Here is a 25,292-nt window from a genome sequence, read left to right as displayed (position 1 = left end):
ATTCTAAGCCCGTTTTACAATGTAAATCGGGCTTTTTTTGACCTATTTTTTACCTCGAAAACTTGTTGTTCCTGATTGAATCAGGCAAGCTCGCTGGTTTGTTTATCATCAATCGCTAATGCATTGGGGAGCCACACATGTTGAAAAGGCTTAAGTCATTTCTATTTAAAATGGTGTTGATATTACTGATCGCCCCAGTCGTTTTGGTTGGTGTGGTGAAATATGTCGATCCGCCAATATGGGGATGGAAGTTAAGCCGCATTGTTGCGCCACCAAAGAACTATCCAAATAGCAGCCAACACGAATGGGTACCCTTGTCGCGTATTTCAAAAAATATGCAGTTAGCGGTGATTGCGACCGAAGACCAAAAATTCCCTCATCACTATGGATTGGACTTCGAATCGCTATTCGACGTGATTGCCGAAGCAGGTGACAATGGCCCGTCGAGAGGCGCGAGCACGATTACCCAACAAGCCGCGAAAAATGTGTTTTTGTTTCCTTCTCACTCCTACGCTCGCAAGGCTTACGAGCTTTACTTTGCTTTGCTGATGGAGCTGATATGGAGTAAAGAGCGCATTCTCGAAGTGTATCTAAATGTGGTTGAATTTGGTCCCGGTATTTACGGTGCTGAAGCGGCGGCGCAGAATTATTTTGGTGTCAGTGCAAAGCAACTCTCGAAGTGGCAAGCAGCGCGTTTAGCCGTGGTGTTGCCAAACCCATATCGAATCAAAGTCTATCCACAAAGTGATTACACTGCTCGCCGCACAAGATGGGCGATGAATCAAATGAGCAATCTTGGCAGCGTGCAACTTTAAGTCCCTCAATCCATTGCGCTTAAATAGAACTACGCCCCTATATCAATAAAATGTGAAGCGTCACGACCTTTGGGGCGTAGGCAGTTAGAATGATGTGTTCAGTTTCTTATCTAGGCACAATTAGTGTGAATAAAACTAATAAATGTGCATGGTTACCATGTGCTGCCAATGGACTGAATGATGAAACTGAACCTGATTACCACTACTTTACTGCTTGCGTCGGCAAGTGCCATCGCCGAGCCTAACATCACCATTTCTACCACGACCAACAGCCGTGACTTCCCGCTAAGTGTAGAGCAGCCTTTGGTTGTGCCTCTAACCAAAGACGGATACACGCTTAAAATCACGGGCGTTGAAGGCGACTGCATTGCCCCCGATGGTCAGAAAGTGAAGTTCAATAAACCTCTTGCGCTAAACTGCGGTAAGCCAACGGAGCTGCCATTAAAAATCCGCTTTACCGGCGATTACTCTTTTGCTTTTGATGCAGAAGCCAAAACACTGCGTTTTAAGCGTGAACCTAAGAAAGCCGCCAAAAGTGAGTTCAAACGCCCAATTCCACAAGTACAATGTGAGGTTTACCAAGGCGGAGAAGTCACCATTGCGTTAGGTGACAGTTTCCCGGATGGCACCAAGTTGCGAGATGCTTACTCGGGGCAAATGGTTGAAGTGCAAGATCAGCAAGTATCGCTGACGCCAAGCAAAGATTCCGGCGGTTTGGTGCTACTAGAGCCAGTAAAGAAAACCAAAGAAGCAGTGCCGTTTGATTATCGCAATGCCAACATTTACTTCGTGATGGTTGACCGTTTCAACAATGCTGATACGAGCAATGACAACAGCTATGGACGCAAGAAAGACGGCAAAGATGAAGTCGGCACGTTCCACGGCGGTGACCTTAAAGGTGTAATTGAGAAACTGGATTACATCAAGAGCCTAGGTACAGACGCGATTTGGTTGTCGCCAATCGTTGAACAAGTGCACGGTTTTGTCGGTGGTGGCGATAGTGGCTCATTCCCGTTTTATGCTTACCACGGCTACTGGACGCGCGATTTCACCAAGATTGATGAGAACTTCGGTAACGAAGAAGATTTAAAAACGCTGGTGGAAGAGGCGCACAAGCGTGGCCTCAAAGTCTTGATGGATGCGGTTATCAACCATTCTGGTTACTCAACATTGGCGGATCTACAGTTTGATGGTATCGATGTGTTAAAGCCTAATGCCGAACTGCCCAAGAAATGGGGCGACTGGCAACCAAAAGCAGGCGAAAATTGGCATAGCTACCACCAGAATATTGATTATCAGAGTCCGAACTGGGCGAAGTGGTGGGGCGGCGATTGGGTAAGAACCGGCTTGCCAGGTTACCCAGCTCCGGGCAGTAGCGACATCACCATGTCATTGGCGGGGCTGCCTGACTTTATCACCGAGTCAGGCAAAGCTGTAAAACCAGCTCAGTGGCTATTAGATAACCCTGGCACTCGCGTAGAAGCTCGTGACAACTACACCGTGGCGGATTACTTGATTGAGTGGCAAACCGATTGGGTGAAACGCTTCGGCATTGATGGCTATCGCGTCGATACGGTGAAACACGTCGAAGGTGAAGTTTGGAAGCGTATAAAAGAAGAAGCATCGAACAGCTTAGAACAGTGGCGTAAAGAAAATGGCAAATCAGGTCAGCCGTTCTGGATGATGGGCGAAGTCTGGGGACACACCGCGTATCGTAGCCCTTATTTCGATGATGGTTTTGACGCGTTGATCAACTTCGATATGCAGAAGAAGCTAGACAAAGGCGCGGCGTGCTTTAGCCAAATGGCAGACACTTACCAAAGCTATGCGGACACTATCGCGAACGAGAAAGACTTCAACCCAGTCAGTTACATGTCTTCTCACGATACGGAGTTGTTCTTCTCACGTTTTAAAGATTACGGCATGCAACGTAATGCCGCGAACGCATTGCTCCTTAGCCCAGGAGCGGTTCAGGTTTATTATGGCGATGAAGTAGGCCGTAACATTGGCCCTTACGCGGATGATTTCCACCAAGGCACACGTTCAGACATGGTTTGGAAGCTATCTGATGACAAACAAGCTTTGCTGAAACACTGGCAAACCCTTGGTCAGTTTCGTAAAGCGCACCCAGCGATTGGTGCGGGTCAGCACGAAGTGATTGAACAAGAAGGCGCGTATGTGTTCTCTCGTTCACTTGGCAATGACAAAGTCGTCGTGGCGTTTGTAGGACGTGATAAGTAACTAAACGCTCTTTATGTCGATAAATAAAAAGCCCTTCCTTGAGTTATCAAGGAAGGGCTTTGTTGTTTTAGTTCGCCAGTTCTTGGTCGATGACTTTTTCTAGCTCGTCAAACGGCACATAGCCAGGAATGACTTGATCATTAATGATCAACGCAGGCGTGCCGCGTAAACCAAGTTGCGTGAAATACTGATAGTTCTTATCAAGCAGCGCTTTGGTCTCTTTGTCGTCGACAAGCTGCGCTTCTGTCCCCGTTTTTTTCGCGATTTGTTTTAACGAACGTGCATCATGTGCGCCCGGCTTTTTCACCAGTAACTCATGCACTTGTTCGTACTTATCTCGCTGGTTTTGCCAAACATTTAATGCGTAACTTGCCGAGTTGTAGCCGTTTTTCTCGTATTGTTCTTTAAAAGAGACATTGAGGTTAAGCACTTTTATCTGCGGATATTCTTTGCCAACTTTGACCAGTTCTCCTTCTAAACGTTTACAAAAAGGGCAACTGTAGTCCGTTACGTTAATAATGGTTAACTCAGGGTTTTCAGCTCCAAAAGAGGAATGTTTGCCATCACTTAGATAGTGACGAACCTCCTTCAAGGTATCTCCAAATGACTGTTGATACGCAATGTACTCTTGAAGGTTTTGGTGTAATGAATCAAGAATTTGAGGATTCTCTTTTAGTATCTGAGTAACTTCCTCTAGCTTTTGTTCTGCGGTCTTTTCTGATGCGAAAGATACGGCAGGTACGATAGCCATCATTAACGTCAAAAGTGTACGAGTGAATGTCATAATATTTCCTAAAACTTTTAGATTTCGTTGTTTGTTATGTGAAGTGAATAAAATACGTACAAAAGTCAGGCGAGAAGGTCTCTCGCCTTGCTAGGTTTATTCTCTAAACACACAAAGTTTTAGGTGAACCCGACACTTTTCCGGTATCGGTTCTGTGTATTCCAGATAATGAATTGCTGTGGATGCCATCGGCAGCGCCACAATCAAAGCAAACAGAAAAAATGGAATAAGAATATGGTCCAACTGGTGTTGGTACGCTTGAACTAGCTTCTCTGAAAGGTCGCAAGATGGTGATAAATTCACGCTTTCATCTTGCTGACTCTGTATTTGGTGAGCCTTAGGGCAGCTTTTCGAGAAGCCGGAATTTTGGCTTAAACATACCATCACCACCCAAAACACGAGGGCGAGTGTCCACTTGGCTATTTTAGGTTGTGAGCGTAACAATGGGCTGCCTAGTCCTGTTGATTCTGGTTTATGCCGTTTGCATATGACCGGACAATCCTAACCTAAATTTCATTATGGAATGTTACTTTCGAGTTAATCGATATCGCCTCAATGCCAAAGTATGAAGTACGTCATGAATGTTGTAGAAAGCAATATTCGTTGGAATCATTGGTCTGATTGATGAAGAAGTCCAGAGGTATCGATATAGATTAATATACCTAATTGTTAGCACAAATTTTTATTATCTTTCAAATGTGATTAAAATCATAAAACAAAACTTCATAACTGAGTCGCTAGAATGTTCGGCAGGCGGATTGATTTTGATCATCTCTCTAGCACATTATTCGAGTGAACATATGTGTCCTGTCCCACATGTGTAGGTAATGTTATGAAAAATCCTGTTCAAACCGAGCGCAAGGTTACGCTGGGGTGCTACGTTGCACTGGCGTTTGCGGTCGTCTTCTTTTCTGGTCTCATGCAATCGAACGAATGGTATGGCGTATTTGATTTCACCACGTTGAATGGCTCTTTCGGCAAGGTGGCTTATGGTGTCACCGAAACGGCTGACGGTGTGCAAGTTGCAACAACGTCGCTTCGTGGTACTGGTGGTAGCGGTGCACGTGACGGTTTCATTTTTGCACTTACTTTGATTCCTACCGTTATGTTCGCACTGGGTATGATCAATGTACTTGAGCACTATGGCGCACTAGAAGCAGCACGCAAACTGTTAACGCCGCTTCTTCGTCCAACTATGGGTATTCCGGGTAATTCTGGTTTGGCTCTTATCGCTTCGCTGCAAAGTACCGACGCAGGTGCGGCGATGACTCGTCAGCTTAAAGATGAAGGCCATCTTACCAAACGCGAAACCGATGTGTTCACTATGTTCCAGTTCACCGCTGGTGCCACCATTGTTAACTTTTTTTCCTCAGGGGCGGTGCTGTTTACGCTGACGATGGCGGATGGTTCGCTTGCCGTAACGTCTTCTATTGGTTTGGCGGTTGTGGTGATGTTCTTATTTAAAATTGTGGGCGCGAACTTATTCCGTATCTACCTAAACATCACAGAAGGTAAAGAAGACAAGCAAGATCAAAACAAATCTGAGAACTTAAAAGAGGAGACGGCGTAATGAGTGACGTAAAAGCAAGTAAGCCGATGGTGACGGATATTTTCGTTGAAGGCGCTAAAAAAGGCTGGGTTATTGCGACAACATCAACCGTGCCTAACGTTCTTATGGCGTTTGTCATCATTAAAGCGTTACAGATTACTGGCGCGTTGGATTTGATGGGCTCGGTATTTTCTCCAGTAATGGCGGTTTTTGGTTTGCCAGGTGAAGCTGCTGCGGTGCTGATTGGTGCTTGGATGTCGATGGGCGGCGCAGTTGGCGTGGTTATCACATTGTTTGACCAAGGCATCTTGAATGGTACGCACATCGCGATTCTTGCACCTGCAATTTACCTAATGGGCTCACAGGTTCAGTACATGGGTCGAATTATGGGACCTATCGGTACTGAAGGTCGTTATATCCCAATTATGATTGCGATTTCCGTATTGAACGCATTTGGCGCAATGCTAGTCATGAACTTATTTGTTTAGGGGGCAATCATGCAGTTTTCTCTCAATGAATATCTCGAAGAACTTCGTCCTCTCATCAATGTCGATTGTGGCACGTACACGACTGATGGCATTGAGTTCATCGCTTCTCAATTTGAAGAGAAGTACCAAGCGATGTCAGGTTGGAGCGTAAAACGCATCGACTGTGGCAGAGCGGGCATCGGTCTTGAAGTTCGAAACAAGCCTGAGGCTGAGCAAGTTGACGTGATGCTGATTGGTCACATGGATACCGTGTTCCCTGTCGGCACCGCTGAATTACGCCCTATGTCTCAAGACGCTGACAAAGCGTACGGTCCGGGTGTCTCGGACATGAAAACTGGCTTGCTGAATATTGTGTACGCGATGCGTAACCTCGACCAGGCGGTGTTGGATAAACTGTCGATTTGTATCTGCATGAACCCAGACGAAGAAACCGGATCGTTAGATTCGGTCGACTGGATTCAATCTGTTGCAAAAAATGCGAAAAACGTATTGGTGGCAGAAGCAGCACGCGCAGACGGAGGTTTAGTCAAAGCGCGCAAAGGCATGGCGCGTTACAAAATCACGTTTAATGGCATTGCAGCCCACGCTGGCAACGAGCCAGAAAATGGCCGCAGTGCAATCACCGAGATGGCGAACTGGATTCTCGTAATCAATGCCATGACGAACTTCGAATCTGGCACCACATTAAACGTGGGTATTGTGTCTGGCGGTAACGGCGCAAACATCGTCCCTGAGCACGCTGAAGCGATCGTGGATGTGCGTTTCTGGAGTAATGAAGAATACGATGATGTCGATAGCAAGCTAAACGGCATGCTGGAAACACCATTCGTTGATGGCGTTAGCATCGAGTTGGTTCGTGAAGCTTACAAACCTTCTATGGTGCCAAGCGCGCAAACCGAAAGCCTGATGGCATTAGTTGAAGACGCAGCAAGTGAACTGGCTATCGACATCAACTGGAAAGAAGTGGGTGGCGGCTCTGATGCAAACAATACGGCAATTCTTGGCGTTCCAACTTTGGATGGTCTAGGACCTATCGGTGCAGGTTTCCACAGTGACCAAGAGTACTTGTTGCTTGAGTCTATCGAACCACGTATCAAAATGCTGATGCGTGTACTGGAGAAGATTGCTCAATAAGGCATTCTGCTTCTAAAGCTTGGTTCCCAAGACAATAATCCCCGGACTTCGGTTTTGGGGATTTTTCTATCTGTGTTTTTGTTTCACTTTACTATCATTTCTTGTTATTAATCTTGCGTTCAGGTTCGATTTATTAATATGTTGGCCACAGTCATAAATTTCGGAGGCAACGATGAGCACAACAATGTCTGTAAAATCGGCGCCGAAAGACGCCAAAGATAAAACGATGCAAGCGCCAGATGAGAAAACATTCTGGCGCAAAATGAAAGGGTCGGTTAAGAAAGCGGGTGAAGAAATTGCCGTTATGGGCATCAAATCATGGCTCGCGATGACAGATTCCAACACCGCCGTTCGCCATAAGGCGATTTTAGGTGGCGCATTGGCTTACTTCGTATTACCCACCGATATGGTGCCAGATGTGTTAGCAGGCGTCGGCTTTACCGATGACATGGCAGCGCTTACGTTAGCCGCTAACTCTGTCGGCAATGCCATCACTAAAGAACACGAAGAACGAGCCAGAGAAAAATTGAATTCGATGGCGGATTAGAAAGAGCGTTTCTAGACGCGGAGAAAACAAAAGCCCCGATGTTTCCATCGGGGCTTTTGTTTTAGACAGGACTATATAATTTCAGAATGGTAATCGTAAAACGATTTAGGCGTCAGCACGTTTAAGGTGCACTTCTTCTTCGGCTACGCCTGCCATTGGGTCGTTGAAGCGAGCTTCATCCAATGCACCTTCTGATTTTGCGACAATGACGGTAACTGCACTGTCACCAGTAATGTTTACCGCAGTACGAATCATATCAAGTAGACGGTCAACACCCATGATGAGCGCGATACCTTCAAGCGGCAGACCAACTTGGTTCAATACCATGGCTAGCATTACAAGGCCAACACCAGGGACACCCGCAGTACCGATAGATGCCAATGTAGCTGTCATGATTACCATGAGGTAATCGCCCATAGTTAAATCAATATTGAAGGCTTGAGCAATAAAGGCGGTTGCTACACCTTGCATGATCGCCGTACCGTCCATGTTCACGGTTGCACCAAGTGGTACTGTGAACGATGATACGCGGTTCTCAACCCCCATACGGTGCTTAGCCGTTTCCATTGTCACTGGAATCGTCGCGTTTGATGATGCGGTCGAGAAAGCAAACATGATCGCGTCTTCCATCTTACGTAGGAACGTAATGGGATTTAGACCGGTGAAACCTTTTAACATTAAGCTGTAAGTGACTAGGCCGTGCAGGACAAGCGTACCCGCCAGTACTAAGAAGTACTCTGCCAGATTGACGATTGCGCCCAGACCAAGACCAGTAAATAGCTTCGCCATTAAGAAGAACACACCATAAGGCGCCAAGTTCATCAAAATCGCAACCAGTTTCATGATCACTTCATTCAGATCAGAGAAGAACGCTGCAATACGTTCACCAGGTTTGCCTGCTGCGCTGATCGCGATACCAAATAGCACTGCGAAAACAATGACTTGCAGGGTTTTACCTTCAGCCATTGCACTGATAGGGTTGGTTGGGAACATATCGATGATCACCTGACCCAAAGATGGTGCTTCTGCTGATTTGAATGAACTTGCTGCGGTTAGGTCAGCGCCAGCACCTGGCTGGAACAGAGTACCCATAGTTAGAGCAAGCGTAATCGCGATAGCCGTTGTTGTAACGTAGAAAGCGAGGGTTTTACCACCCATGCGACCCAGTGTAGAAAGGTCTTTGAGGGAGCTAGTACCACAAACTAGTGAAACAAACACTAGAGGGACTACGAGCATTTTTAAGCTGGCGACGAAGATCTGTCCACCAACTTCAAATAATCCATTAACAATGTATGCGTCGACAAATCCGTTGCCGGCAAAAAGTGTGCGAATTGCAAATCCTGTCAAGATACCCGCTACCATACCCAAAATTACGCGGCTGGTTAGCGACATCGGTTTCTTGGTATTCATGAGAACACTCCTTATAGTTATGCACCTTGAGTTCACTTCAAAGCGGCGAGCAGAGTAGCAGTGGAGTGAGAAAATACGAAAGAATAATCCTCTAAATGGTTAATAGATGTGAACTTTATCACTAATAAAAATAGAATTTTAACCAAATCTTAACTATTTGACTGGTCGAAAAGTTTGTATTTTAACACTTTTATCGAACATACAACCGATAGGAAGGAGTGTTTACATTTATTTTTAGTAGTAAATGAAGTGCATATTATCTTTAAGGAGTGTTGCTCTTGCATAACTATCTAGATTTTATTCAGGCTAGAAGCCGTCTCTTTTTGACTGTTTTTGTATTGGGCTGAACACAAGGGGTTAACGAGCCGTCTATGCCCCTGCTTATGTTACCTATCCGCTGAATCAATGATGGTTGGTCAATGTAGATAATTGGAGGTGATCCCAACTCCAATAATTCTGATTGGTATTGCTAATACCCCCAACCCAATAGCATTGCTTCGCTAGCATGAAGCCTTCCAAACAATGCTGACCAGCCTCAGTGATATGGACGCTCTGTTCCCACCAGTCCCTTTCACGTGACTCAATCGTGATTAAAGGCGTTTGACATTGTGCTAGAGGGAGGAGTAAGGCGTAAAACATCACATCGCCCAGGTAAGGTAGAGGTTCACGTTGTTGATATTGCTCAAACCAATCTTTGATGAGAATTGAACGATTTTGAGAACTTAGGACCTCTAATGCAATCTGTTGAGTCAAGCTTAATCCTGTTTGTGAATGAGGTAACTCTTGCATATGGCGTATGAGCACGTTGAGCATATTGGGTAAGCAATCTAGATCATGCTGTTCGATCAAATTAACCATAGAGGTGGGTGTCGGTGATGTGACAGCGTGCCAGGAATGTTTAGCCTGACAGAATAATTTGGCTGTCACGGGTTTACGGTATTGCCAACAAGCGCGAATAGCCTCTTTAGGCAACTGCCCCAAACCGATGAATCGCTCAGTGCCAGGGAACTGGTTCAACTCAATGATCTCTATCACCTTGTTTTCTACATTCTCTAACAAGGTTAGGGCACGAAGCAGCATTAATTGGTCATAGCTGTCATGTTCGACCCAAAAGACGATTCGTTCAAATGTATCACTGAGCAGCGTATCAATATTAGCTTGCTCAAATTTGACAATATCTTGCACTGAATCTTCACGCTTCATCACGGGCAGCAGAGTCTCTACGACATATTGGGCACGAATGGCAAGGAAGTTTTGTGGTGTTGCTGGTATGGGGCCAATACAAAGCGGATCTATTAGGGCTAAAAATGCTCCCTCGAATCCGCTGTCTTTAAGCCGTTGCTGAATATCATGCCCACAGCGGACATGGAGCGTTTTTAGCTCGCTATCAAGAGAAGGGAAGTGATTTTTGATGGCGTCTTTGTGAGCTTCTAACTCTTCGACATGCGCTTTTAATTTACTCCAACTTGGTAAACCTAATTCTCTGGCTAGCGAATGTTGAACGTCAGCTAATTGAATTGTATTGGGAGCTAATGATTCTGGTTTGGAGTGAAATCGCTTAACTCGAACCAACATCTCATCATCGTGTTGACGTATAGCTTTGAGCCTTTTTTTAGCAACGGATTTTTGTTGGTTAATGTTGATTAAGAAGCTATTTGTAGAGTTCATTTTTCACCTTTCTTATCTCTTCCACACTCGCCTAAATAGAAGCTAAAAGAAGGTAAAAACAGATTGTGCCTGCTACACAGAGCAGAAGAGTTGCCGTGAACCAAGTTCTTTCCGCGAGTGTTGGGGGCTTTAGGCGTGAGCAGACTGATAGTAGGGTTTCACAATCGATCATGCAACTATTCATGAGAGAACCGCATCACAAAATATCAGCCCCATTAAAGAAGTGCTGAATAGTTTGACAGCCAATGCCTATGTAGATGTGAACGACCATCCGTTTTCTAGTAGATATGCATTACAGGATCCAGTAATAAAAAAGCCCTGCTAGGTCTAGCAGGGCTTTGTAATACATGTAGATATTAATTACTCGCTCTTGTAAGCGTAGTTATAGTAACCGTAACCATATCCGTATGAGTTTGACGCTTTCTTCTCTACGGCGTTTAGAATCACGCCTTTTACTTCCACGCCGGATTGTTCAAAGCGGCCTTGTGCGACTTCAATTTCCTTCAAAGTCGTTTGATCAAAACGAGCTACCATCAATGTTGTTCCTGCGATTGCACCAACAATGCTTGGGTCGGTAACCGCGAGTACAGGCGGCGTATCGATGATCACAAGATCGTACTGCGCCGACATTTCGTCAACAAAGCTCTTAAAGCGAGGATGCATCAAAAGCTCTGACGGGTTTGGTGGTACTTGGCCACGAGTAACCACATCTAGATTGTCGATGGATGTTGATTTAATGATATTGCTATGGGATGTCTTGCCGCTCAAATAATCAGAAAGGCCGTTATCCCAACGTAAACCAAAACATTGCTGCAAATAACCTTTACGCATATCCGCATCGATAAGCAGTACTTTCTGACCTGTTTTCGCAGCGACGGCTGCAAAGTTTGTCGATACGAACGTTTTACCGATAGATGGTGCTGGACCTGAAATCATAAGAACATTGTTCTTCGCTTCCATCATCGCAAAGTGCAGGCTAGTACGAAGACTACGCAGGGCCTCGATGGAAAGATCGGCCGGGTTAGCTTCAGCAAGAAGGACTAGCTCATCGTTGCTGCCTTTGTTTCGTTTAAGCTTGTTTGCAAATTCCAGTTGTTGAATAGATTTTGGAACGCTAGCGTAAACAGGCATACCAATCTGCTCAATTTGATCTGGTGTTTCTACACCACGGTGGAATGCCGCACGAATTAATACGAAAGCCACGCCTGCCATGCCGCCAAGCAGTGTTGCTAGCACAACGATAAGCGCTTTTTTCGGCTTGATTGGCTTCGAGAACGATTGAGCGTTATCTAAGATTCGAACGTTGCCAACGGTTCCTGCTTTAATGATGTTGAGCTCTTGAACCTTGTTCAATAGCTGGATGTAGATTTGTTGGTTTACTTCTACATCGCGCGTCATGCGTAGAACTTCACGCTGTGTTTTCGGTAACTTTTGAACTTGTTTATTAAGACGCTCTTTCTCTTTGAGTAGCGTCTCACGTTTATCAAGCAGAGACTTATAAGCCGGGTGATCTTGTGTAAAGCGCTGGCTGATTTCACTCTCTTTGAATGTCAGCTCATTTAACTGCGCTTCTAGTTCAACCATCACTTTCAGCGTTGATTGAGCTTCAAGGCCTAAGTCGATAGATTCATTTTCTTGACGGAATCGATTTAAAACGTCTTCAGAAGCGGTCAGTTTTGTTTTGATGTCTGGAAGATGGCCTTTCAAGAACTCGAGACTTTGTTCTGCCTCTGCTGAGTTTCTTTGAACGTTTTGCAAGAAGTAGTTCTGGCTAATGTCGTTCAAGATAGCTTGAATCTTAGCGCGATCTTCACCAGAGAAGCTTAAAGAAATAATCCCGGTTTGCTTACCACGTTCGCTTATCGATAAGTTTTCTTGAAGTTTATTAATTGCATCTAATTTGCTGATTTTACTCACGGTAAACGATGCGCCGTCTTGCGCTATCATTTCTGTAGCTAAGAATTGATAGCCATTCTTTTCAATGAGCTCGCCAACCTTACCTTCTAAAATGACGTTATTGTCATCTTCTATAAGTCTGAACGTCTGTTTTTCAGAATCAATAACTTCGAGAGTTAGAGGAATTCCAACTGCGTAAGAAGGGGTATTAAATCGTGAAACGCTCAGACTGATTTGTTCGCCTTGCAGTCGAGCTAAGCCCTTACCGACGATAGGCATGTAATTCGGAGAGACGACCGTGGTTAAGTTGAATTTATCAACTGTGCCACCCAAAATCATACGAGATTTAATGATCTCAATTTCTGTTGTCGCTGATGACTCTGCTGAAAACAGCTCTCCCATATCACCAACCATCGCTGAAATACCACCGGAGCTCTTACTTTCAATTTGGATAAGAGCATCAGCTTTGTAGATAGGTGTTGATAGAATGGCAACGCCGACGCCTATAATTGAAAATAGGACTACGGTACATAGAATGAGCCATTTGGCATCAAGAATGATCCCAAATAACTTTCCCAAATCGATCTCATCGTCGGCTTGACGTGATTGCTTAATAGTTTGTGTTGTCATTACTTTAACTTCTTAAATACCTTGCCATTGGCGTTTATATATTTAGCCTTGCGGCTTATAGTTTTTGAGACCACGCTTTTGCTGCTTTTTCTATAAGCGTATAAGCATGTTCGAAGGCTTCTCTACTTTGTCTGTATGGATCAGGAATGTTTTTTTCACTTATCCATTGTCCAAACAGCATCGTTTTGCCTCGTGCCTCAGGAGCGACTTTGGTTAAGGCTTCTAAATGACCTTTTTCCATAACCAATATCAGATCGTATTGAGCGCAAAGCTCAGGTGTTAATTGTCGTGCTTCGTGTCCATCTAAGCTTACGCCATGTTCGTTCGCGATGGTGGTTGCCATATCATCAGCAGCTTTTCCTGTTAAATGACTTTTATCCACCGCGATTCCCGCTGACGCGACATGTTTGTTTGGTAATAAAGACTGCAAAAGCCGCTCTCCTGTTGGAGAGCGGCAAATATTACCTACACAGACGACAAGAATATTAGAAAACAAATGCTTACCCTATTTTAAATTGTATGCCTATGATCCCAACTGAATTGCTTGCTTCTTTATATTGCACAATTGAGCTACGTAACTATTGAATGCATGCCGCAAGAGATAACTTTCTTGCGGCATGTCGTTTTTACGGCCAAGTGCGTACTCGTAGTACACCTTCGGTTAATTCGTTAAAGCCGGAAATGGTTGGAACAAGTTGAGCAATAACGCGGTTCCAACGGCTAACAGGCGCAGCTGTTACATAGACTATGTCGTATGGGTTGAGATCAAACTCTGTTCCAATCACCAAAGCAGAAGCATCAGAAACATCTAACTGATAGATGTCCGCCATTTTAGCTTCTTCTTTTGAACGTCTGATGACGAAAACGCCAGTGGCATCGGCGGAGATTTCATTAATACCACCAACGCTACTTAGAGCCTCAGTAAGGCTCATACCGCTGCGATCAATTTTGAGTAGCTTCGGATCGTTAACTTCGCCCATAACAAATACTTTTTGTGCATCGTTACGGGGAATATGAACAATATCACCTGGCTTTAGAAGACGGTTTTGAGTTAAGTCGCCTTGTTGCATCAGAGCGTATAAAGAGACATTTTCAACCACACCGTTTCGCGTCAGTGTTGCATTACGCCAATCGGCTTCGGCTGCTAGTCCGCCTGCTCTATTTACGGCATCAAGAAGTGTAAGAGGAATGTTTGTGATTGGTTGTTGCCCTGGCTTGTTCACTTCGCCAGTCACATAAGTCTTTTTAGAACGAAAAGCTGCAACGCTTACATCGACTTGCGGGCTCTCAATGTATTTTGCAAGACGGTTGGCAATGTCTGCACGAATTTGGCGAACGTTTTTACCTTCAACGTGTACAACGCCAATGTAAGGGTAGAAGATCGTGCCATCTGAGTGCACCCAGTTACCTGCTTCGGCTGAACTACGATATGAGCCAGCTGGGATCGTGAGCTCTGGGTGGTCCCAAATAGTAATATTTAAGATATCGCCAGGTCCTACTTCGTATTCATACTTGGCGATTTCAATATCTAACTCTGGATTTGGCTTTGAAAAAGGATCTATTGAATTTAAAGAGGTCACTCGCTCCAAAGTTAAAGGATAAACCGTAACCTGCGATTCTATATCACTCGATTCAGTGCTCATTACTGTTTTGTCACTGACCGAAAGGTGGCTACCAGGCAGAGTACACCCTGTAAGAAGGATAGGAAGTACTGATATCCCCAAAAATTTATTAAATGTGTTCATTGGTTTATAACTACCGAAAGAAAGTTTGCCGACTGAAATTGGTTCATTCTAATTGAACTGCATTTCATCAATGTTGACGATTTACTGCAGTTTTAAGCCTTTAGAAAGCGAGTCCATTCAGAATTATTTGTGTAATAAACACTCCAAATGGCTGCTAGCGACTTAGAGCTCTTAGTTTCATTAATGAAGGTGTAAAAATCTGACCCACAAAAAATAGTCAACTATTATCCATCTGGTTGCAATAAAGGCAACAAGATACTTAAAAAAATACTGACGAATACATGACAAAATTGTGTCTATTTAACGTTATTGAGATGAATGCATGGTTTTGCACAAGTAAACAGGCGGGAATGTGAAAAAACTCATGCCAAAGTTGTATGTATACTATTTACACCATATGCAACTGCCGTTATGCTTCCTGTTGCGGTCGGATATAACAACAAATATTGGAGCTAATTTTGAAAATCAAACTTTTAACGGCAAGTGTGGCAGCAGTCCTACTAGCAGGTTGTGGTAGTGACAGCGACCCTGAGGTAAAAAGATACTCGGTTCAGGCTTATGACCCAGCTGTTATCGGCATGAAGGTTCAAGCTGTATGTGGTGGTGAAACATACGACGCGATTGAAAATACAACAAACTATGAAGGTATGGTTGGTGAAGCGCGTTTTGAAAATATCAATGTCGTAAATGCGCCAGGTGACTGTGCTTTCGTATTGACGCATACTGATGAGAGTAAAGACGCATCAAATGGCAAACCTATTACATCTGACTACAAAATCCCTCAAGGCTTAGCGCAGGCGGATTCATTAGTAACAGGCTCTCCATTTACGACTTTGGTTTCTAACTCTTTGAAAGAAGGTGAGATTTACTCTTCTGATATCGCCGAAAAAGTATTCGAGAACTTAGGTATTGATATCAATGCAAGTGGTAAAACGGTTGATGAAATCCTTCGTGATACAGAGTCAGTAGTTGAAGATCTTCAAGGTGAAGGCGGTAATAGTGCACTTGCTACGAAGTTAGTTGCTACAGCGAACGTTGTATCGGATATCATTAAAGCAAACCCAACAGCTGCACCTGAAGCTGTAGCAGTTGCTGCAAAATCGATTACCGAAGAAGTGATTGCGAAAAATCCACATTACCCTAAAGCTAGTGCGGGTTCTGATGAAGTGATTTACGTAGAGATTTCTGAAGAAGATACAAAGAACGTTGTTGAGCAGGTTGAAAAAGATATCGCTGAAGGTAAACCTGTAGATCAAATTAAACCAACTGTTCCTACAATTCCTGAAGCGAAACCTGGTAAGCCAATTAAACCAGAACCACAACCAGGCGATGGTACTGGCGCGACAGGCGGTAACTAAGCGAGTTTTTGCTGATAAATTCTAAAGGCCTCTTCAGAGGCCTTTTTTGATCCTATCATACTGCGTTCATCACCTTTTAGTGAGCCCTTTACTGTTTAAGTAAGGCAGGATGTGCGGACGTGATTCGCCAGCCAGTTTACTGGTGACTTCTTGTGACCAAGTGCTTTGTTTTTGATTGCTCGAACGGTTTGCATAGTAGTTTTGCATGGTTTGGTCATAAGCCTGAATATCATCCAAATTTAGGTCTTGATATTGATTCTCATGCACCACGACATGAGCAGGTAGACGTGGCTTCACTTCAGGGGCTTGATCTGGATGACCAAGACACATACCAAATAAAATGGCTGTATTTTTAGGTAAGCCTAGTAACTCGTCGACTTTTTGAACATTGTTTCGTAAGCCACCAATATACACGCCTCCTAGTCCCATAGACTCTGCCGCAAGTAAGCAGTTTTGGGCCATGATGCCAGAATCAACAGCACCGATAAGTGTTAACTCGGTGAAATCAGCTTGAACATCAGGATTGATAGTGGCGTGGCGCTGGTAATCAATGCAAAACACCAAAAACTCAGCAGCGCTTTCAACGTACCCTTGATTCCCCGCAAATTGTGCCAATAGCGTACGCTTTTCTTTATCAGTCACGCGGATAATTGAGACGACTTGCAACATACTTGATGAAGACGCCGCAAGGCCAGCTTGTAGAATCGTTTCTAATTGTTCGCTTTCAATAGGTTGTGAGGTGAACTTTCGAATTGAGCGGTGATTGAGAATTGTTTGTATCGTACTGTTCATGGTGACTTAACATCCCCTGTTACATGTAAAGGCTGAAGCCTCACCTTAGCGATATTTGATGAGTCGGTAAACTATCTCAAAAGAAAAACAATGCTTAGCGCATAAGTGTGAAGATGAATAGAGAATACATCACTCGTTCTGCTTGAGAGCGTATATACTGTTTTTAGAATCAACAATTTAACTGCAGTGGAAAATATGAAAGAACTCATCGTTCATACAGTCACGGTGTTTATGGGCTTCTTTGCGATCATGAACCCCATCGCCAATATTCCTATCTTTTTGAGTTTAACGGCTGATGAGGATAGGGAAACCGTACGTTCCATGGCGCTTCGTTCGGTTTTTATTGCATTTGTCATCATTGCGATATTTTCGATCGCCGGTAAATTAATTTTTGATTTGTTTGGTATCACGCTGTACGCCTTGCGAATAACGGGCGGTATCTTGGTGTTTTTGATCGGTTTTAATATGCTTCAAGGTGATTCGACGCATCAGAAAACTAAAGAGAAAGCGTATTCTCCAGCGCAGCAGCAGGCGGCGTTGAGCATTGCCGTTTCTCCACTTGCGATGCCGATATTAGCAGGGCCTGGAACGATTGCTACCGCGATGAACTTTGCTACGGCGGGTGGTTTTGATCAAACCATTATTACCATCGTTTCTTTTGCTGTGTTGTGTGTTATTACCTATATACTGTTTTTATTTGGAGACAAATTGGTCAAAGCAGTTGGACCGAGTGCTCTGAACGTCGTAACGAAAATGATGGGCTTAATCCTAGCGGTTATCGGTACTCAAATGTTTATTGATGGTGCGGGCGAAGCCTATAAAACTGTTTTCTCATAGGCGTCTCCATCTCGTCTAAATCCACACCTACATATCTAGCTGGTGTGGATTTTTTGAACTTTAGTTTTCACTTTCTAAGAAAGAAATAAATAGACTTCACCTATTTCAATAATAAGAATATTCAATTGTTTTGATTGCACGAATTTCATTACTCTTTTGGCAAGAACAATGGGGGAAATATGGCAACAAAAGCAATTGTAGTGGAAGGTGGCGCGATGCGAGGTGTCTTCGCAAGCGGAGTGCTAGATGCGTTTTTAGAGCAGAGTTATAAACCGTTTGATTTTGCCATTGGTGTATCTGCTGGCGCATCAAACTTGATTGGTTATTTGACCGACTATCCGCATCGCAGCATTAATGTCATTACTAAGCTGGCAACGAGTAAACGCTTTTTTGATCCGACTCGCTTCGTTAAAGGTGGGGATCTCATTGATGTGAAGTGGCTGTTTGAAGAGTCTAATCGTTTGTATCCCGTCGATGAAAATAAACTGTTTAATGGTATTCCTTTTCTGGCAGCGACGACGAATGTAGATACAGGACAGGCAGATTATTATCGCGTGACGCGTGATAATTTTCATCATGCGATTGAAGCGACAACAGCGTTACCCATTGCATACAAGCATACCCCTTGTTTTTCTGGAGGCTGCTATACCGATGGCGGGGTTGCAGATTCTATCCCAGTGCGTGAGGCTTATCGTCGCGGGGCTCGCGACATAACCGTTGTGCTTTCTCACCCGCTAAATTATGCCAAGAAGCCAGTAAAAACCACATGGCTGATGAAGAAGTTATTTGCCGAACATCCTAAAATGGCGGACGCGATGTTAAGACGTGCAGATAACTACAATCAATCGTTGGAATTTATTCGTAATCCTCCACCGGGAACCCATGTCAGAGTGATTGCACCACCAAATAATTTTCCTGTTCAGCGCTTATCAATGCGACAAACCGTTCTATTGGAAGGTTATGAAATGGGGCTGATTGAAGGGCGGGCTCATTTGGCTAATTTGTCAGGCGTTCATGGTTTAGATCGGGAAAACTGCCATTTTTGCGTTTGATAATGAAAGAGCCTCATAGCGAGGCTCTTTTTACTTAACGTTCAAAGGGCGATTTAGTTGACTTTATCCCAAGCGATTTCCCAGTGTGAACCTGTTCCTGGTTCGTATTGGTTTGCGCTTTCTTTCCACTGTACACAGTAACCAGAGTATGGGAAGGGTTTACATTGGTAAATGGCACCGTCGCTTGCAAGCACTTTTGTGCCCGCCGTGTAGCTAGATAGCCCTTCAGGGAAGACAAAATCGTACTCGCCAGATGGTGGTGGCGTTACTGACTCTTCTTTTAACTGAAAGTCGAGCGTTTGCTGATCCACCAAGTTGCCATCTTTGTCTTTAATACGAGTCACGAGCATATGGTGACCAGGCTCTGATTTGCTTAAAGCGAGCGATATAGCCTCCACCGAGCCGTCTTTCATTTCGTCTGCCCAGCTTGCAAGTGGCTCACGGTGGTGATTGTACACGGTGAGTTCTGCGTTTAAATCGCCTTCAGCAGTTAGTGTCAGCTCCAACGTTGTCGGTGTTGACTCAATAATATATTCGTCTGTTAAGCCATCTACTGTGAGTGAGTACTCTGGAACGGGAGTTTCTATCTTGTAGCCGACTTCTACACGCTCAAGGCCGCTATTAGCTTGCAGATACACCGGGTTAGTACCATAAACAGGAGTGAATTTATCCTCGGCATACTGTCCAGCTTGCAGTTTAGTTTGCTCTTGGTTGATCTTCGTTGCTAGAGCGTAAGACCAGTTTTTCGCTTTGCCCATGACTGCATCGGTAATTTCTAGCTCGGTTCGATAAGCTATGTTTTCACCCGCCGGATCAAATACGCGTGTATAAACTGAATCTCCAACATTTAAATCCATCGTCGGAATAATTTGACCGCCTTGCGTCCAATCTGGAATGACTGGACTGTCACCATCAAATTTCACATCGATCACGTTATAAAATGAAGCCGCTGTGTCGCCAACATCCCATACCGCCAGAATGACGTGATACCCCTCGCGAGTAGGCACATTACATTGGTGGCTCACCTGTTTTGGAGGTTGAACCATATTGCCGTCGACTACGCAGAAAGGAGTCAGATCAAACGAGTCGCGTGATAGTGAGGCATTTGGGTTCCAATCAGGTTTGGTGATGTAATATTTCCAGTCACGCGTCACATGGTTAGCTGTAAATGTCCATTCAAAAGTCTGTGTACCTGATTGAATAGGACGTTTAACCCAGCGGTCGGCAGTTTGTTCATCAAGAGCGGCAGCTAGAGCGGTTTCGGCACTTGCTATTTTTCCATCGCGAGGCCCTGTTTGTGGAAAACCATCAGGACCTTCAACACTTTGTGGCTCGTATTGAATGGCACCGCAGTTATTATTTTTTTCGTTGGTATCAGGTGTTGGATACTTACATAGTGCCGCGCGACTTGCAGCGACACCATCATTGGTTTCTGATACGTAGCCGTGAGCCGCAGCACTTGAGCTAATGCTTGCAAGTGCTAATGCAAGTACGGATTTGGTTGGGAAGGATTTCATCACATGTCCTCTGTTATGGCTGACAAATTAATGTCACACCTCGGCGCATGCTGAGCATGAAGCAACGCTGCATGAATCCATACTTTGGATAATGTAGTGTTACAACATGGCAACCCCGCTATCATGAGCATTACTTTTGATGATGGAATGCTGACAGACCGGAAGCTTTGTGTCCCACCCTTTCGAATGGTTTGCCGAAATGTGATTGAGCAGCCAAAATTTAGCTCAAGAATTTACATGTGGAAAAGTAAACGACACTGACATGGAATCATGTTCTCAAATTGAAAGGTAACGGTACGCCAACCTCATTGATATTGTGCTTTTTTGTTTCTAAGGTATTGGTTTTAATGTTGTTTTTGTCTTTTTAATAGTTGGAGTGAATGAGTAATTGGTTGTTGGGTCGAAGGTAGGGAAGGGGCAGTATTAAGGATAGAAGAAGCACCGTTTAAAGGGCGGAATATACCGCCCTCTGAATCATGTTATTTAGGCATAATGACGGTATCAATAACATGAATGACGCCGTTTTTAGCTTTCACATCGGTTGCCATTACATTTGCATCGTTGACCATGACTTTGTCGCCCATGGTTTTAATCATCACGTCTTGCCCCTGAACCGTAGTTGCTTTGTCTAGCTTAACAACATCGGCAGCCATTACTTTCCCTGGGACGACGTGATAAGTCAAAATGGATACTAACTTGTCTTTGTTTTCCGGCATTAAGAGCATATCGATTGTACCGTCAGGCAGTTTTGCAAAAGCGTCATCCGTTGGTGCAAAAACAGTAAATGGGCCTTCTCCTTTGAGTGTATCGACTAGATCAGCCGCTTTCACTGCAGCGACAAGTGTATTGAAAGAGCCGTTTTCAGTGGCAACGTCGACAATATCAGCCTTCATCATGCCATGCTCATGAGCCTTGACGGGAAGCATAAAAGATAAAGTCGCCATCAATGTAGCCGTGATAACCAAGATACGTTTAAACATAATGTGTTCCTTACGAGTTGGGGGTCCAACGGTTTCCCTAGAGAATGTCTTCGTTTGTACGCATCTAAATGAAAAGATGATCAACGAGCCCTGCTTTCTTTCGATGGCCTCACGTGTCGCGTTAAAATCCGTTTGCCTTCTTGTTTTACATCGGCCCGTTTCCGCCATGCCCATAGACGCTCCCTTGCATCTTTAGCTGCGCTATTTAGGTCGACAATAGGCACTAGGTAACGGCTATCCGGTTTCAAGTGGTACATGACGGTTTCCATCTGTGTCATTTTCCAGGGCTCGAACAATAGTGGGGTGGGGACCATTTGCAATTCAGGCACCCATTTATAGATGAACGCGCCATCAGGGTCATGTTCTTGGGCTTGCTTAACCGGGTTGTAAATCCGGATTGTATTGGTCCCAGTTACCCCGGCTTGCATTTGGAATTGTGTGTAATGAATACCAGGCTCAAAGTCGAGGAATAGTTGCGCTAAATGCGTCACGCCAGTTCGCCAATCCATGTTCATGTGATGAGTGAGAAAACTAACCAGCATGGCGCGCATGCGAAAGTTTATATAGCCAGTCTGATGCAAACAGCGCATACAGGCATCGATCAAAGGTATGCCAGTATATCCAGATTTCCATGCTGCTAACTTTTCTTCATCGAAAGTGCTACTTTGTTTAATCAACGATTCGTAAGCCCGGTTAACACAGTAAAACTCCATGTCGTATTCCGACTCGAATTTCTGTATGAAATGGCAGTGCCAATGCAGCCGTGAAGACAACGCAATTAAGCTGCGACGAAACCCAACAACTTGCCAGTGTTTCAATAGGTACTGATAAACTTCACGCAAGGATATATTACCCCAAGCGAGGTATGGAGAAAGGCGAGTACAGGCTGTACGTGAGGCTGTGGGACTAGAAATGCTTCGATAGTAATCACGACCTCGACGATTGAAAAAGTCCTCCAGTGTTTTCCAAGCGAGTTGGCTTCCTCCCGTTTGCATTCCTTTGCATTTTGATAGCCAGGATGAAGGTGGCGAAAACGCGCAGCCGAGTGATTCTGCATCCAATGAATGCAACAAGTTGGTTTGCAGCTCAAGAGGGCTTATGGAGGCTCTCATGACCAAATCCCAATGTTTGTCCCAACCCTGCCGGTCTTTTGCTCCTCTAATAACAGCACCGTGCTCGAACTCAAACCACGTGATGTTCTGCTCATGCAGCCAGTCGGCAATTTGCTTATCGCGCTCAAAGGTGCAGTTGAGCCCTATTTCCTGATGAGAAAACACAGCGTTGATTTGATATTGCATTTGAATTGATTGAAAACATGCTAAGGCATCGCCAAACAGAACCGTGATGCGGTGTCCGTAGGCTTTGAGCGTCTCATTCATGTCTTGCAATGATTGCCAAATAAATCGCCAGTGACGCTCAGAATAGTGAGGGTTGTTTAACAGCAACGGTTCAACAATATATAAAAGTACCGTTGGGTGCTTTGACGACAATGCTTGTGTTAAGGGCTGGTGGTCAGTCAGTCTTAAATCTCGTTTTAACCACACAACATTGATTGTTTGCATCGGAATCCTCTTTGTTTCCGATGTTGTACGCAAATGATCCGAAGAGATCTCACCTAATGATCGGTTTTGTTCATTAAAACGTAGAGGTTGCTCACAAGGAGGTGAGATATGTCGATACCACTGAGTAAGTTAGAAAAGTTCTTCTACGTAGATAAATTGATCATTCACTCGCTTGATCTCGCATTGTATCAAGCATCTGTCGTAGTTGATGGGAAAGCGCAATTCATCACTGATGACAACGGTATCTTTTTGAGGGCTCATTCCCTTATCGAGATGCAAAAGAAGTGCAAGAATATCAAAGCAAATAAGCAGGTTTTAGTACATAAAAGTGCTTATGACGAGATGGTGGGGCTACCCGAAGGCAAAAGAGACAATCAACTAGAGGTTTTGGTGAGGGATACAAAACTGTATTGAAAGAGTGTTGGTGCATAGTAAAAGCGAGCCACCTTACGGCAGCTCGCTTAAAATAGAATTAGAGTCGAGCTTAGTCTTGTTTACGCTGAGCTTCTTTTTGTGCGTACTTAGCGGCACGTCGAGCTTCTCTTTGCTTGGCACTTTCGCCACCAACATGCTGCTCGCCTCGCTGTTCTGCAAGAACAATTTGTTTTTCACGTTCGCGGAATCGAGCAATTTGTTCTTCTGAGTGCGTGCCGTGACATTTCGGGCAGCTCACGCCTTGCTCGAACAAATCAGACTGTTTATCTTCTTCAGTGATTGGTAGACGACAAGCGTTACATAAGTCGTAATCTGCTTTTTCTAGCTGGTGGTTTACTGCAACACGGCCATCAAAAACGTAGCAGTCACCTTCCCACATGCTCTCTTCTTGAGGAACTTCTTCAAGATATTTAAGAATGCCGCCTTCTAAGTGGTAGACCTCATCAAAGCCCTGTTCTTTCATGTAAGCAGTTGATTTCTCACAGCGGATGCCACCGGTACAGAACATCGCCACTTTCTTATGCTTTTCCGGGTCCATGTTTTCTTTTACATAGTCTGGGAATTCACGAAAGGTTTCAGTATTTGGGTTTACAGCGCCTTTGAATGTGCCGATCTCGATTTCGTAATCATTACGTGTATCGACAACAAACACTTCAGGATCAGCAATAAGATCGTTCCACTCTTGAGGTTTCACGTAAGTACCCACTACGTGGCGAGGGTCGATGCCTTCGACACCCAATGTTACGATCTCTTTTTTCAATTTTACTTTGGTGCGATTGAATGGCTGGGTCTCAGAATACGACTCTTTGTATACGGTGCCTGTCAAACGAGGCTCGTTGTTTAGCCACTCCAGTAGCGTATCAATACCTGCACGATCAGAGGCAACAGTGCCGTTGATGCCTTCACTTGCCAGCAGTAATGTCCCGCGAATATGGTGTTTTTCCATCAACGCAAGTAATGGCTCGCGTAGTTCTTGATAGTTATTCAGCTCAACAAACTTGTACAGCGCACAAACTACATACTGACTCATGAGGTTTCCTTTAAAAATACAGGTGGTCAACGACCTTAAAATTTTAGCGGCACGAAGTATACCTGACTAAATTAGTCGGAAATACGGACAAATTATGCGGATATTATGGCTAGGCAGGATGTAGCGGTGTTTTGATGCGGCAAAGCGTCACGCGGGTAAAATCGCTATGTGTTCAAATTATAAGCATAAATTGTAGAGAACAAGGTAAGTTGAACTCGACACTTTTGGTTTAAATTTGTACTGTGATTCCTTCTTCGGCTCTTCATTAAAGTTGTGCGCAAGAGCTACAAAATAATAATCGTATCAGTTGGCAAGGAAAGGACATGCAGCAGTTTTATATCAGGCGGCTGAGGGAAGAAGATGCTCCCTTGCTCAAACAATTACTCGTTGAACTCGATACATCGCACTATGAAGCTGAACCGAACTTCTATCGTCCACCCAAGGAATTGGCGCAACTAAGAGAATCATATAGCACCTTCGAAAAGTATTTTGACGGGAGCGTGAGCGCTTTTATTGCTTGCTCGCAAAGAAAGGTCGTCGGTTTTATCTCTGGTTCGGTTCGTAACGTTCAGTCGCTGATTTCACCAGAAAAACGCGTTGGCTTTATTAATGAGCTTATTGTTTCAGAGAACCATCGAAACTTAGGAATAGGTTTATCGCTGATGGATAAGATGGAAAGTGATTTGTGTGCTCAAGGAATAGAAGAAATCGGCTTAACCGTGGCGTCATTTAACCATGAAGGTGAGGATTTCTATCATAAAATGGGCTACCGGGTGATGACGAAACGTATGACCAAGCGCGTAAGAGATTCGTAAAAACAAG

23 protein-coding genes and 1 riboswitch are annotated in these 25,292 nt (G+C 44.3%); of the genes, 11 read left to right on the top strand and 12 right to left on the bottom strand.

All coding sequences use genetic code 11. The features are described 5' to 3' along the window. Positions 1-137 precede the first annotated feature (137 nt). Both mtgA and NDJ01_RS04000 read left to right on the top strand, forming a co-directional pair. A complete protein-coding gene (gene mtgA / locus NDJ01_RS04005) occupies positions 138-815 on the top strand; it encodes a monofunctional biosynthetic peptidoglycan transglycosylase (RefSeq protein ID WP_258586282.1) in 678 nt (225 codons plus the stop codon). Positions 816-995: 180 nt separating this feature from the next. Next, positions 996-3,056, top strand: coding sequence for an alpha-amylase (locus NDJ01_RS04000; protein ID WP_258586390.1), 2,061 nt, complete (start codon positions 996-998; stop codon positions 3,054-3,056). A 67-nt stretch (positions 3,057-3,123) separates the two neighbouring features. Here the strand turns inward: NDJ01_RS04000 and NDJ01_RS03995 are convergent, their stop codons facing one another. Then, complete coding sequence (locus NDJ01_RS03995; RefSeq protein ID WP_006740805.1) at positions 3,124-3,840, bottom strand: DsbA family protein; 717 nt, start codon at positions 3,838-3,840, stop codon at positions 3,124-3,126. A gap of 96 nt (positions 3,841-3,936) precedes the next feature. Continuing rightward, entirely contained in the window at positions 3,937-4,224 is a 288-nt protein-coding gene (locus tag NDJ01_RS03990) for a hypothetical protein (protein WP_054866868.1), read from the bottom strand. 448 nt (positions 4,225-4,672) lie between these two features. Between NDJ01_RS03990 and NDJ01_RS03985 the strand changes: the two genes are divergently transcribed. From NDJ01_RS03985 to NDJ01_RS03970, 4 genes are all read left to right on the top strand, one after another. Next, entirely contained in the window at positions 4,673-5,410 is a 738-nt protein-coding gene (locus NDJ01_RS03985; protein WP_237311398.1) for a nucleoside recognition domain-containing protein, read from the top strand. Then, positions 5,410-5,877 carry a YjiG family protein gene (locus tag NDJ01_RS03980; protein ID WP_085342508.1) on the top strand — a complete coding sequence of 156 codons (468 nt, stop codon included), beginning with the start codon at positions 5,410-5,412 and terminating at the stop codon, positions 5,875-5,877. Before NDJ01_RS03985 ends, NDJ01_RS03980 begins: the two co-directional genes overlap by 1 nt. 9 nt (positions 5,878-5,886) lie before the next feature. Further along, positions 5,887-7,011 (top strand): M20 family metallopeptidase, encoded by a 1,125-nt coding sequence (locus NDJ01_RS03975; protein ID WP_258586281.1) that lies wholly within the window; start codon positions 5,887-5,889, stop codon positions 7,009-7,011. A gap of 172 nt (positions 7,012-7,183) precedes the next feature. Further along, complete coding sequence (locus NDJ01_RS03970; protein ID WP_170902752.1) at positions 7,184-7,558, top strand: YkvA family protein; 375 nt, start codon at positions 7,184-7,186, stop codon at positions 7,556-7,558. A gap of 105 nt (positions 7,559-7,663) precedes the next feature. Here the strand turns inward: NDJ01_RS03970 and NDJ01_RS03965 are convergent, their stop codons facing one another. From NDJ01_RS03965 to NDJ01_RS03945, 5 genes are all read right to left on the bottom strand, one after another. Continuing rightward, positions 7,664-8,968, bottom strand: a complete 1,305-nt coding sequence (locus NDJ01_RS03965) for a dicarboxylate/amino acid:cation symporter (RefSeq protein ID WP_005397791.1) — start codon at positions 8,966-8,968, stop codon at positions 7,664-7,666. 402 nt (positions 8,969-9,370) lie between these two features. After that, a complete protein-coding gene (locus tag NDJ01_RS03960) occupies positions 9,371-10,636 on the bottom strand; it encodes a DUF1835 domain-containing protein (protein ID WP_258586280.1) in 1,266 nt (421 codons plus the stop codon). Positions 10,637-10,996: 360 nt separating this feature from the next. Next, positions 10,997-13,162, bottom strand: a complete 2,166-nt coding sequence (locus NDJ01_RS03955) for a polysaccharide biosynthesis tyrosine autokinase (RefSeq protein ID WP_258586279.1) — start codon at positions 13,160-13,162, stop codon at positions 10,997-10,999. Between the two features lie 55 nt (positions 13,163-13,217). Continuing rightward, on the bottom strand, positions 13,218-13,658 hold the full coding sequence (locus tag NDJ01_RS03950; protein ID WP_031780663.1) for a phosphotyrosine protein phosphatase: 441 nt from the start codon (positions 13,656-13,658) through the stop codon (positions 13,218-13,220). A 130-nt stretch (positions 13,659-13,788) separates the two neighbouring features. Next, positions 13,789-14,907, bottom strand: coding sequence for a polysaccharide export protein (locus NDJ01_RS03945; protein ID WP_006740798.1), 1,119 nt, complete (start codon positions 14,905-14,907; stop codon positions 13,789-13,791). 458 nt (positions 14,908-15,365) lie between these two features. Between NDJ01_RS03945 and NDJ01_RS03940 the strand changes: the two genes are divergently transcribed. Next, on the top strand, positions 15,366-16,265 hold the full coding sequence (locus tag NDJ01_RS03940; RefSeq protein WP_258586278.1) for a hypothetical protein: 900 nt from the start codon (positions 15,366-15,368) through the stop codon (positions 16,263-16,265). Between the two features lie 69 nt (positions 16,266-16,334). On the opposite strand, the gene nfsA is transcribed toward NDJ01_RS03940, so the two are convergent. Then, on the bottom strand, positions 16,335-17,057 hold the full coding sequence (gene nfsA, locus NDJ01_RS03935; protein WP_258586277.1) for an oxygen-insensitive NADPH nitroreductase: 723 nt from the start codon (positions 17,055-17,057) through the stop codon (positions 16,335-16,337). A gap of 195 nt (positions 17,058-17,252) precedes the next feature. On the opposite strand from nfsA, the gene NDJ01_RS03930 reads away from it, so the two are divergent. Then, on the top strand, positions 17,253-17,894 hold the full coding sequence (locus NDJ01_RS03930) for a MarC family protein (protein WP_046875716.1): 642 nt from the start codon (positions 17,253-17,255) through the stop codon (positions 17,892-17,894). Positions 17,895-18,073: 179 nt separating this feature from the next. After that, positions 18,074-18,946: a patatin family protein gene (locus tag NDJ01_RS03925; protein WP_258586276.1), complete on the top strand. Its 873-nt coding sequence runs from the start codon at positions 18,074-18,076 to the stop codon at positions 18,944-18,946. A gap of 53 nt (positions 18,947-18,999) precedes the next feature. On the opposite strand, the gene gbpA is transcribed toward NDJ01_RS03925, so the two are convergent. From gbpA to NDJ01_RS03910, 3 genes are all read right to left on the bottom strand, one after another. Beyond that, on the bottom strand, positions 19,000-20,463 hold the full coding sequence (gbpA, locus tag NDJ01_RS03920; protein ID WP_258586275.1) for an N-acetylglucosamine-binding protein GbpA: 1,464 nt from the start codon (positions 20,461-20,463) through the stop codon (positions 19,000-19,002). Positions 20,464-20,568: 105 nt separating this feature from the next. Then, a riboswitch (cyclic di-GMP riboswitch) is annotated at positions 20,569-20,669 on the bottom strand. A gap of 273 nt (positions 20,670-20,942) precedes the next feature. Continuing rightward, positions 20,943-21,443, bottom strand: a complete 501-nt coding sequence (locus NDJ01_RS03915; RefSeq protein WP_046875719.1) for a fasciclin domain-containing protein — start codon at positions 21,441-21,443, stop codon at positions 20,943-20,945. 80 nt (positions 21,444-21,523) lie between these two features. Beyond that, entirely contained in the window at positions 21,524-23,005 is a 1,482-nt protein-coding gene (locus tag NDJ01_RS03910; protein WP_258586274.1) for a deoxyribodipyrimidine photo-lyase, read from the bottom strand. A gap of 108 nt (positions 23,006-23,113) precedes the next feature. Between NDJ01_RS03910 and NDJ01_RS03905 the strand changes: the two genes are divergently transcribed. Continuing rightward, complete coding sequence (locus tag NDJ01_RS03905; RefSeq protein WP_005397804.1) at positions 23,114-23,419, top strand: DUF6482 family protein; 306 nt, start codon at positions 23,114-23,116, stop codon at positions 23,417-23,419. Between the two features lie 70 nt (positions 23,420-23,489). On the opposite strand, the gene NDJ01_RS03900 is transcribed toward NDJ01_RS03905, so the two are convergent. Continuing rightward, positions 23,490-24,470: a rhodanese-related sulfurtransferase gene (locus NDJ01_RS03900; RefSeq protein WP_047009631.1), complete on the bottom strand. Its 981-nt coding sequence runs from the start codon at positions 24,468-24,470 to the stop codon at positions 23,490-23,492. A 323-nt stretch (positions 24,471-24,793) separates the two neighbouring features. Between NDJ01_RS03900 and NDJ01_RS03895 the strand changes: the two genes are divergently transcribed. Next, complete coding sequence (locus tag NDJ01_RS03895; protein WP_006740790.1) at positions 24,794-25,285, top strand: GNAT family N-acetyltransferase; 492 nt, start codon at positions 24,794-24,796, stop codon at positions 25,283-25,285. Positions 25,286-25,292: the final 7 nt, after the last annotated feature.

The organism is Vibrio sp. HS-50-1, assembly GCF_024747315.1.
Taxonomy (GTDB): domain Bacteria; phylum Pseudomonadota; class Gammaproteobacteria; order Enterobacterales; family Vibrionaceae; genus Vibrio; species Vibrio diabolicus.
This window is presented reverse-complemented; position numbering and strand designations above follow the sequence as displayed.

Coding starts and splice junctions, on each gene's coding strand:
- mtgA (WP_258586282.1), top strand. CDS start 138: ATGTTGAAAAGGCTTAAGTCATTTCTATTTAAAATGGTGTTGATATTA.
- NDJ01_RS04000 (WP_258586390.1), top strand. CDS start 996: ATGAAACTGAACCTGATTACCACTACTTTACTGCTTGCGTCGGCAAGT.
- NDJ01_RS03995 (WP_006740805.1), bottom strand. CDS start 3,840: ATGACATTCACTCGTACACTTTTGACGTTAATGATGGCTATCGTACCT.
- NDJ01_RS03990 (WP_054866868.1), bottom strand. CDS start 4,224: ATGGTATGTTTAAGCCAAAATTCCGGCTTCTCGAAAAGCTGCCCTAAG.
- NDJ01_RS03985 (WP_237311398.1), top strand. CDS start 4,673: ATGAAAAATCCTGTTCAAACCGAGCGCAAGGTTACGCTGGGGTGCTAC.
- NDJ01_RS03980 (WP_085342508.1), top strand. CDS start 5,410: ATGAGTGACGTAAAAGCAAGTAAGCCGATGGTGACGGATATTTTCGTT.
- NDJ01_RS03975 (WP_258586281.1), top strand. CDS start 5,887: ATGCAGTTTTCTCTCAATGAATATCTCGAAGAACTTCGTCCTCTCATC.
- NDJ01_RS03970 (WP_170902752.1), top strand. CDS start 7,184: ATGAGCACAACAATGTCTGTAAAATCGGCGCCGAAAGACGCCAAAGAT.
- NDJ01_RS03965 (WP_005397791.1), bottom strand. CDS start 8,968: ATGAATACCAAGAAACCGATGTCGCTAACCAGCCGCGTAATTTTGGGT.
- NDJ01_RS03960 (WP_258586280.1), bottom strand. CDS start 10,636: ATGAACTCTACAAATAGCTTCTTAATCAACATTAACCAACAAAAATCC.
- NDJ01_RS03955 (WP_258586279.1), bottom strand. CDS start 13,162: ATGACAACACAAACTATTAAGCAATCACGTCAAGCCGACGATGAGATC.
- NDJ01_RS03945 (WP_006740798.1), bottom strand. CDS start 14,907: ATGAACACATTTAATAAATTTTTGGGGATATCAGTACTTCCTATCCTT.
- nfsA (WP_258586277.1), bottom strand. CDS start 17,057: ATGAACAGTACGATACAAACAATTCTCAATCACCGCTCAATTCGAAAG.
- NDJ01_RS03930 (WP_046875716.1), top strand. CDS start 17,253: ATGAAAGAACTCATCGTTCATACAGTCACGGTGTTTATGGGCTTCTTT.
- NDJ01_RS03925 (WP_258586276.1), top strand. CDS start 18,074: ATGGCAACAAAAGCAATTGTAGTGGAAGGTGGCGCGATGCGAGGTGTC.
- gbpA (WP_258586275.1), bottom strand. CDS start 20,463: ATGAAATCCTTCCCAACCAAATCCGTACTTGCATTAGCACTTGCAAGC.
- NDJ01_RS03915 (WP_046875719.1), bottom strand. CDS start 21,443: ATGTTTAAACGTATCTTGGTTATCACGGCTACATTGATGGCGACTTTA.
- NDJ01_RS03910 (WP_258586274.1), bottom strand. CDS start 23,005: ATGCAAACAATCAATGTTGTGTGGTTAAAACGAGATTTAAGACTGACT.
- NDJ01_RS03905 (WP_005397804.1), top strand. CDS start 23,114: ATGTCGATACCACTGAGTAAGTTAGAAAAGTTCTTCTACGTAGATAAA.
- NDJ01_RS03900 (WP_047009631.1), bottom strand. CDS start 24,470: ATGAGTCAGTATGTAGTTTGTGCGCTGTACAAGTTTGTTGAGCTGAAT.
- NDJ01_RS03895 (WP_006740790.1), top strand. CDS start 24,794: ATGCAGCAGTTTTATATCAGGCGGCTGAGGGAAGAAGATGCTCCCTTG.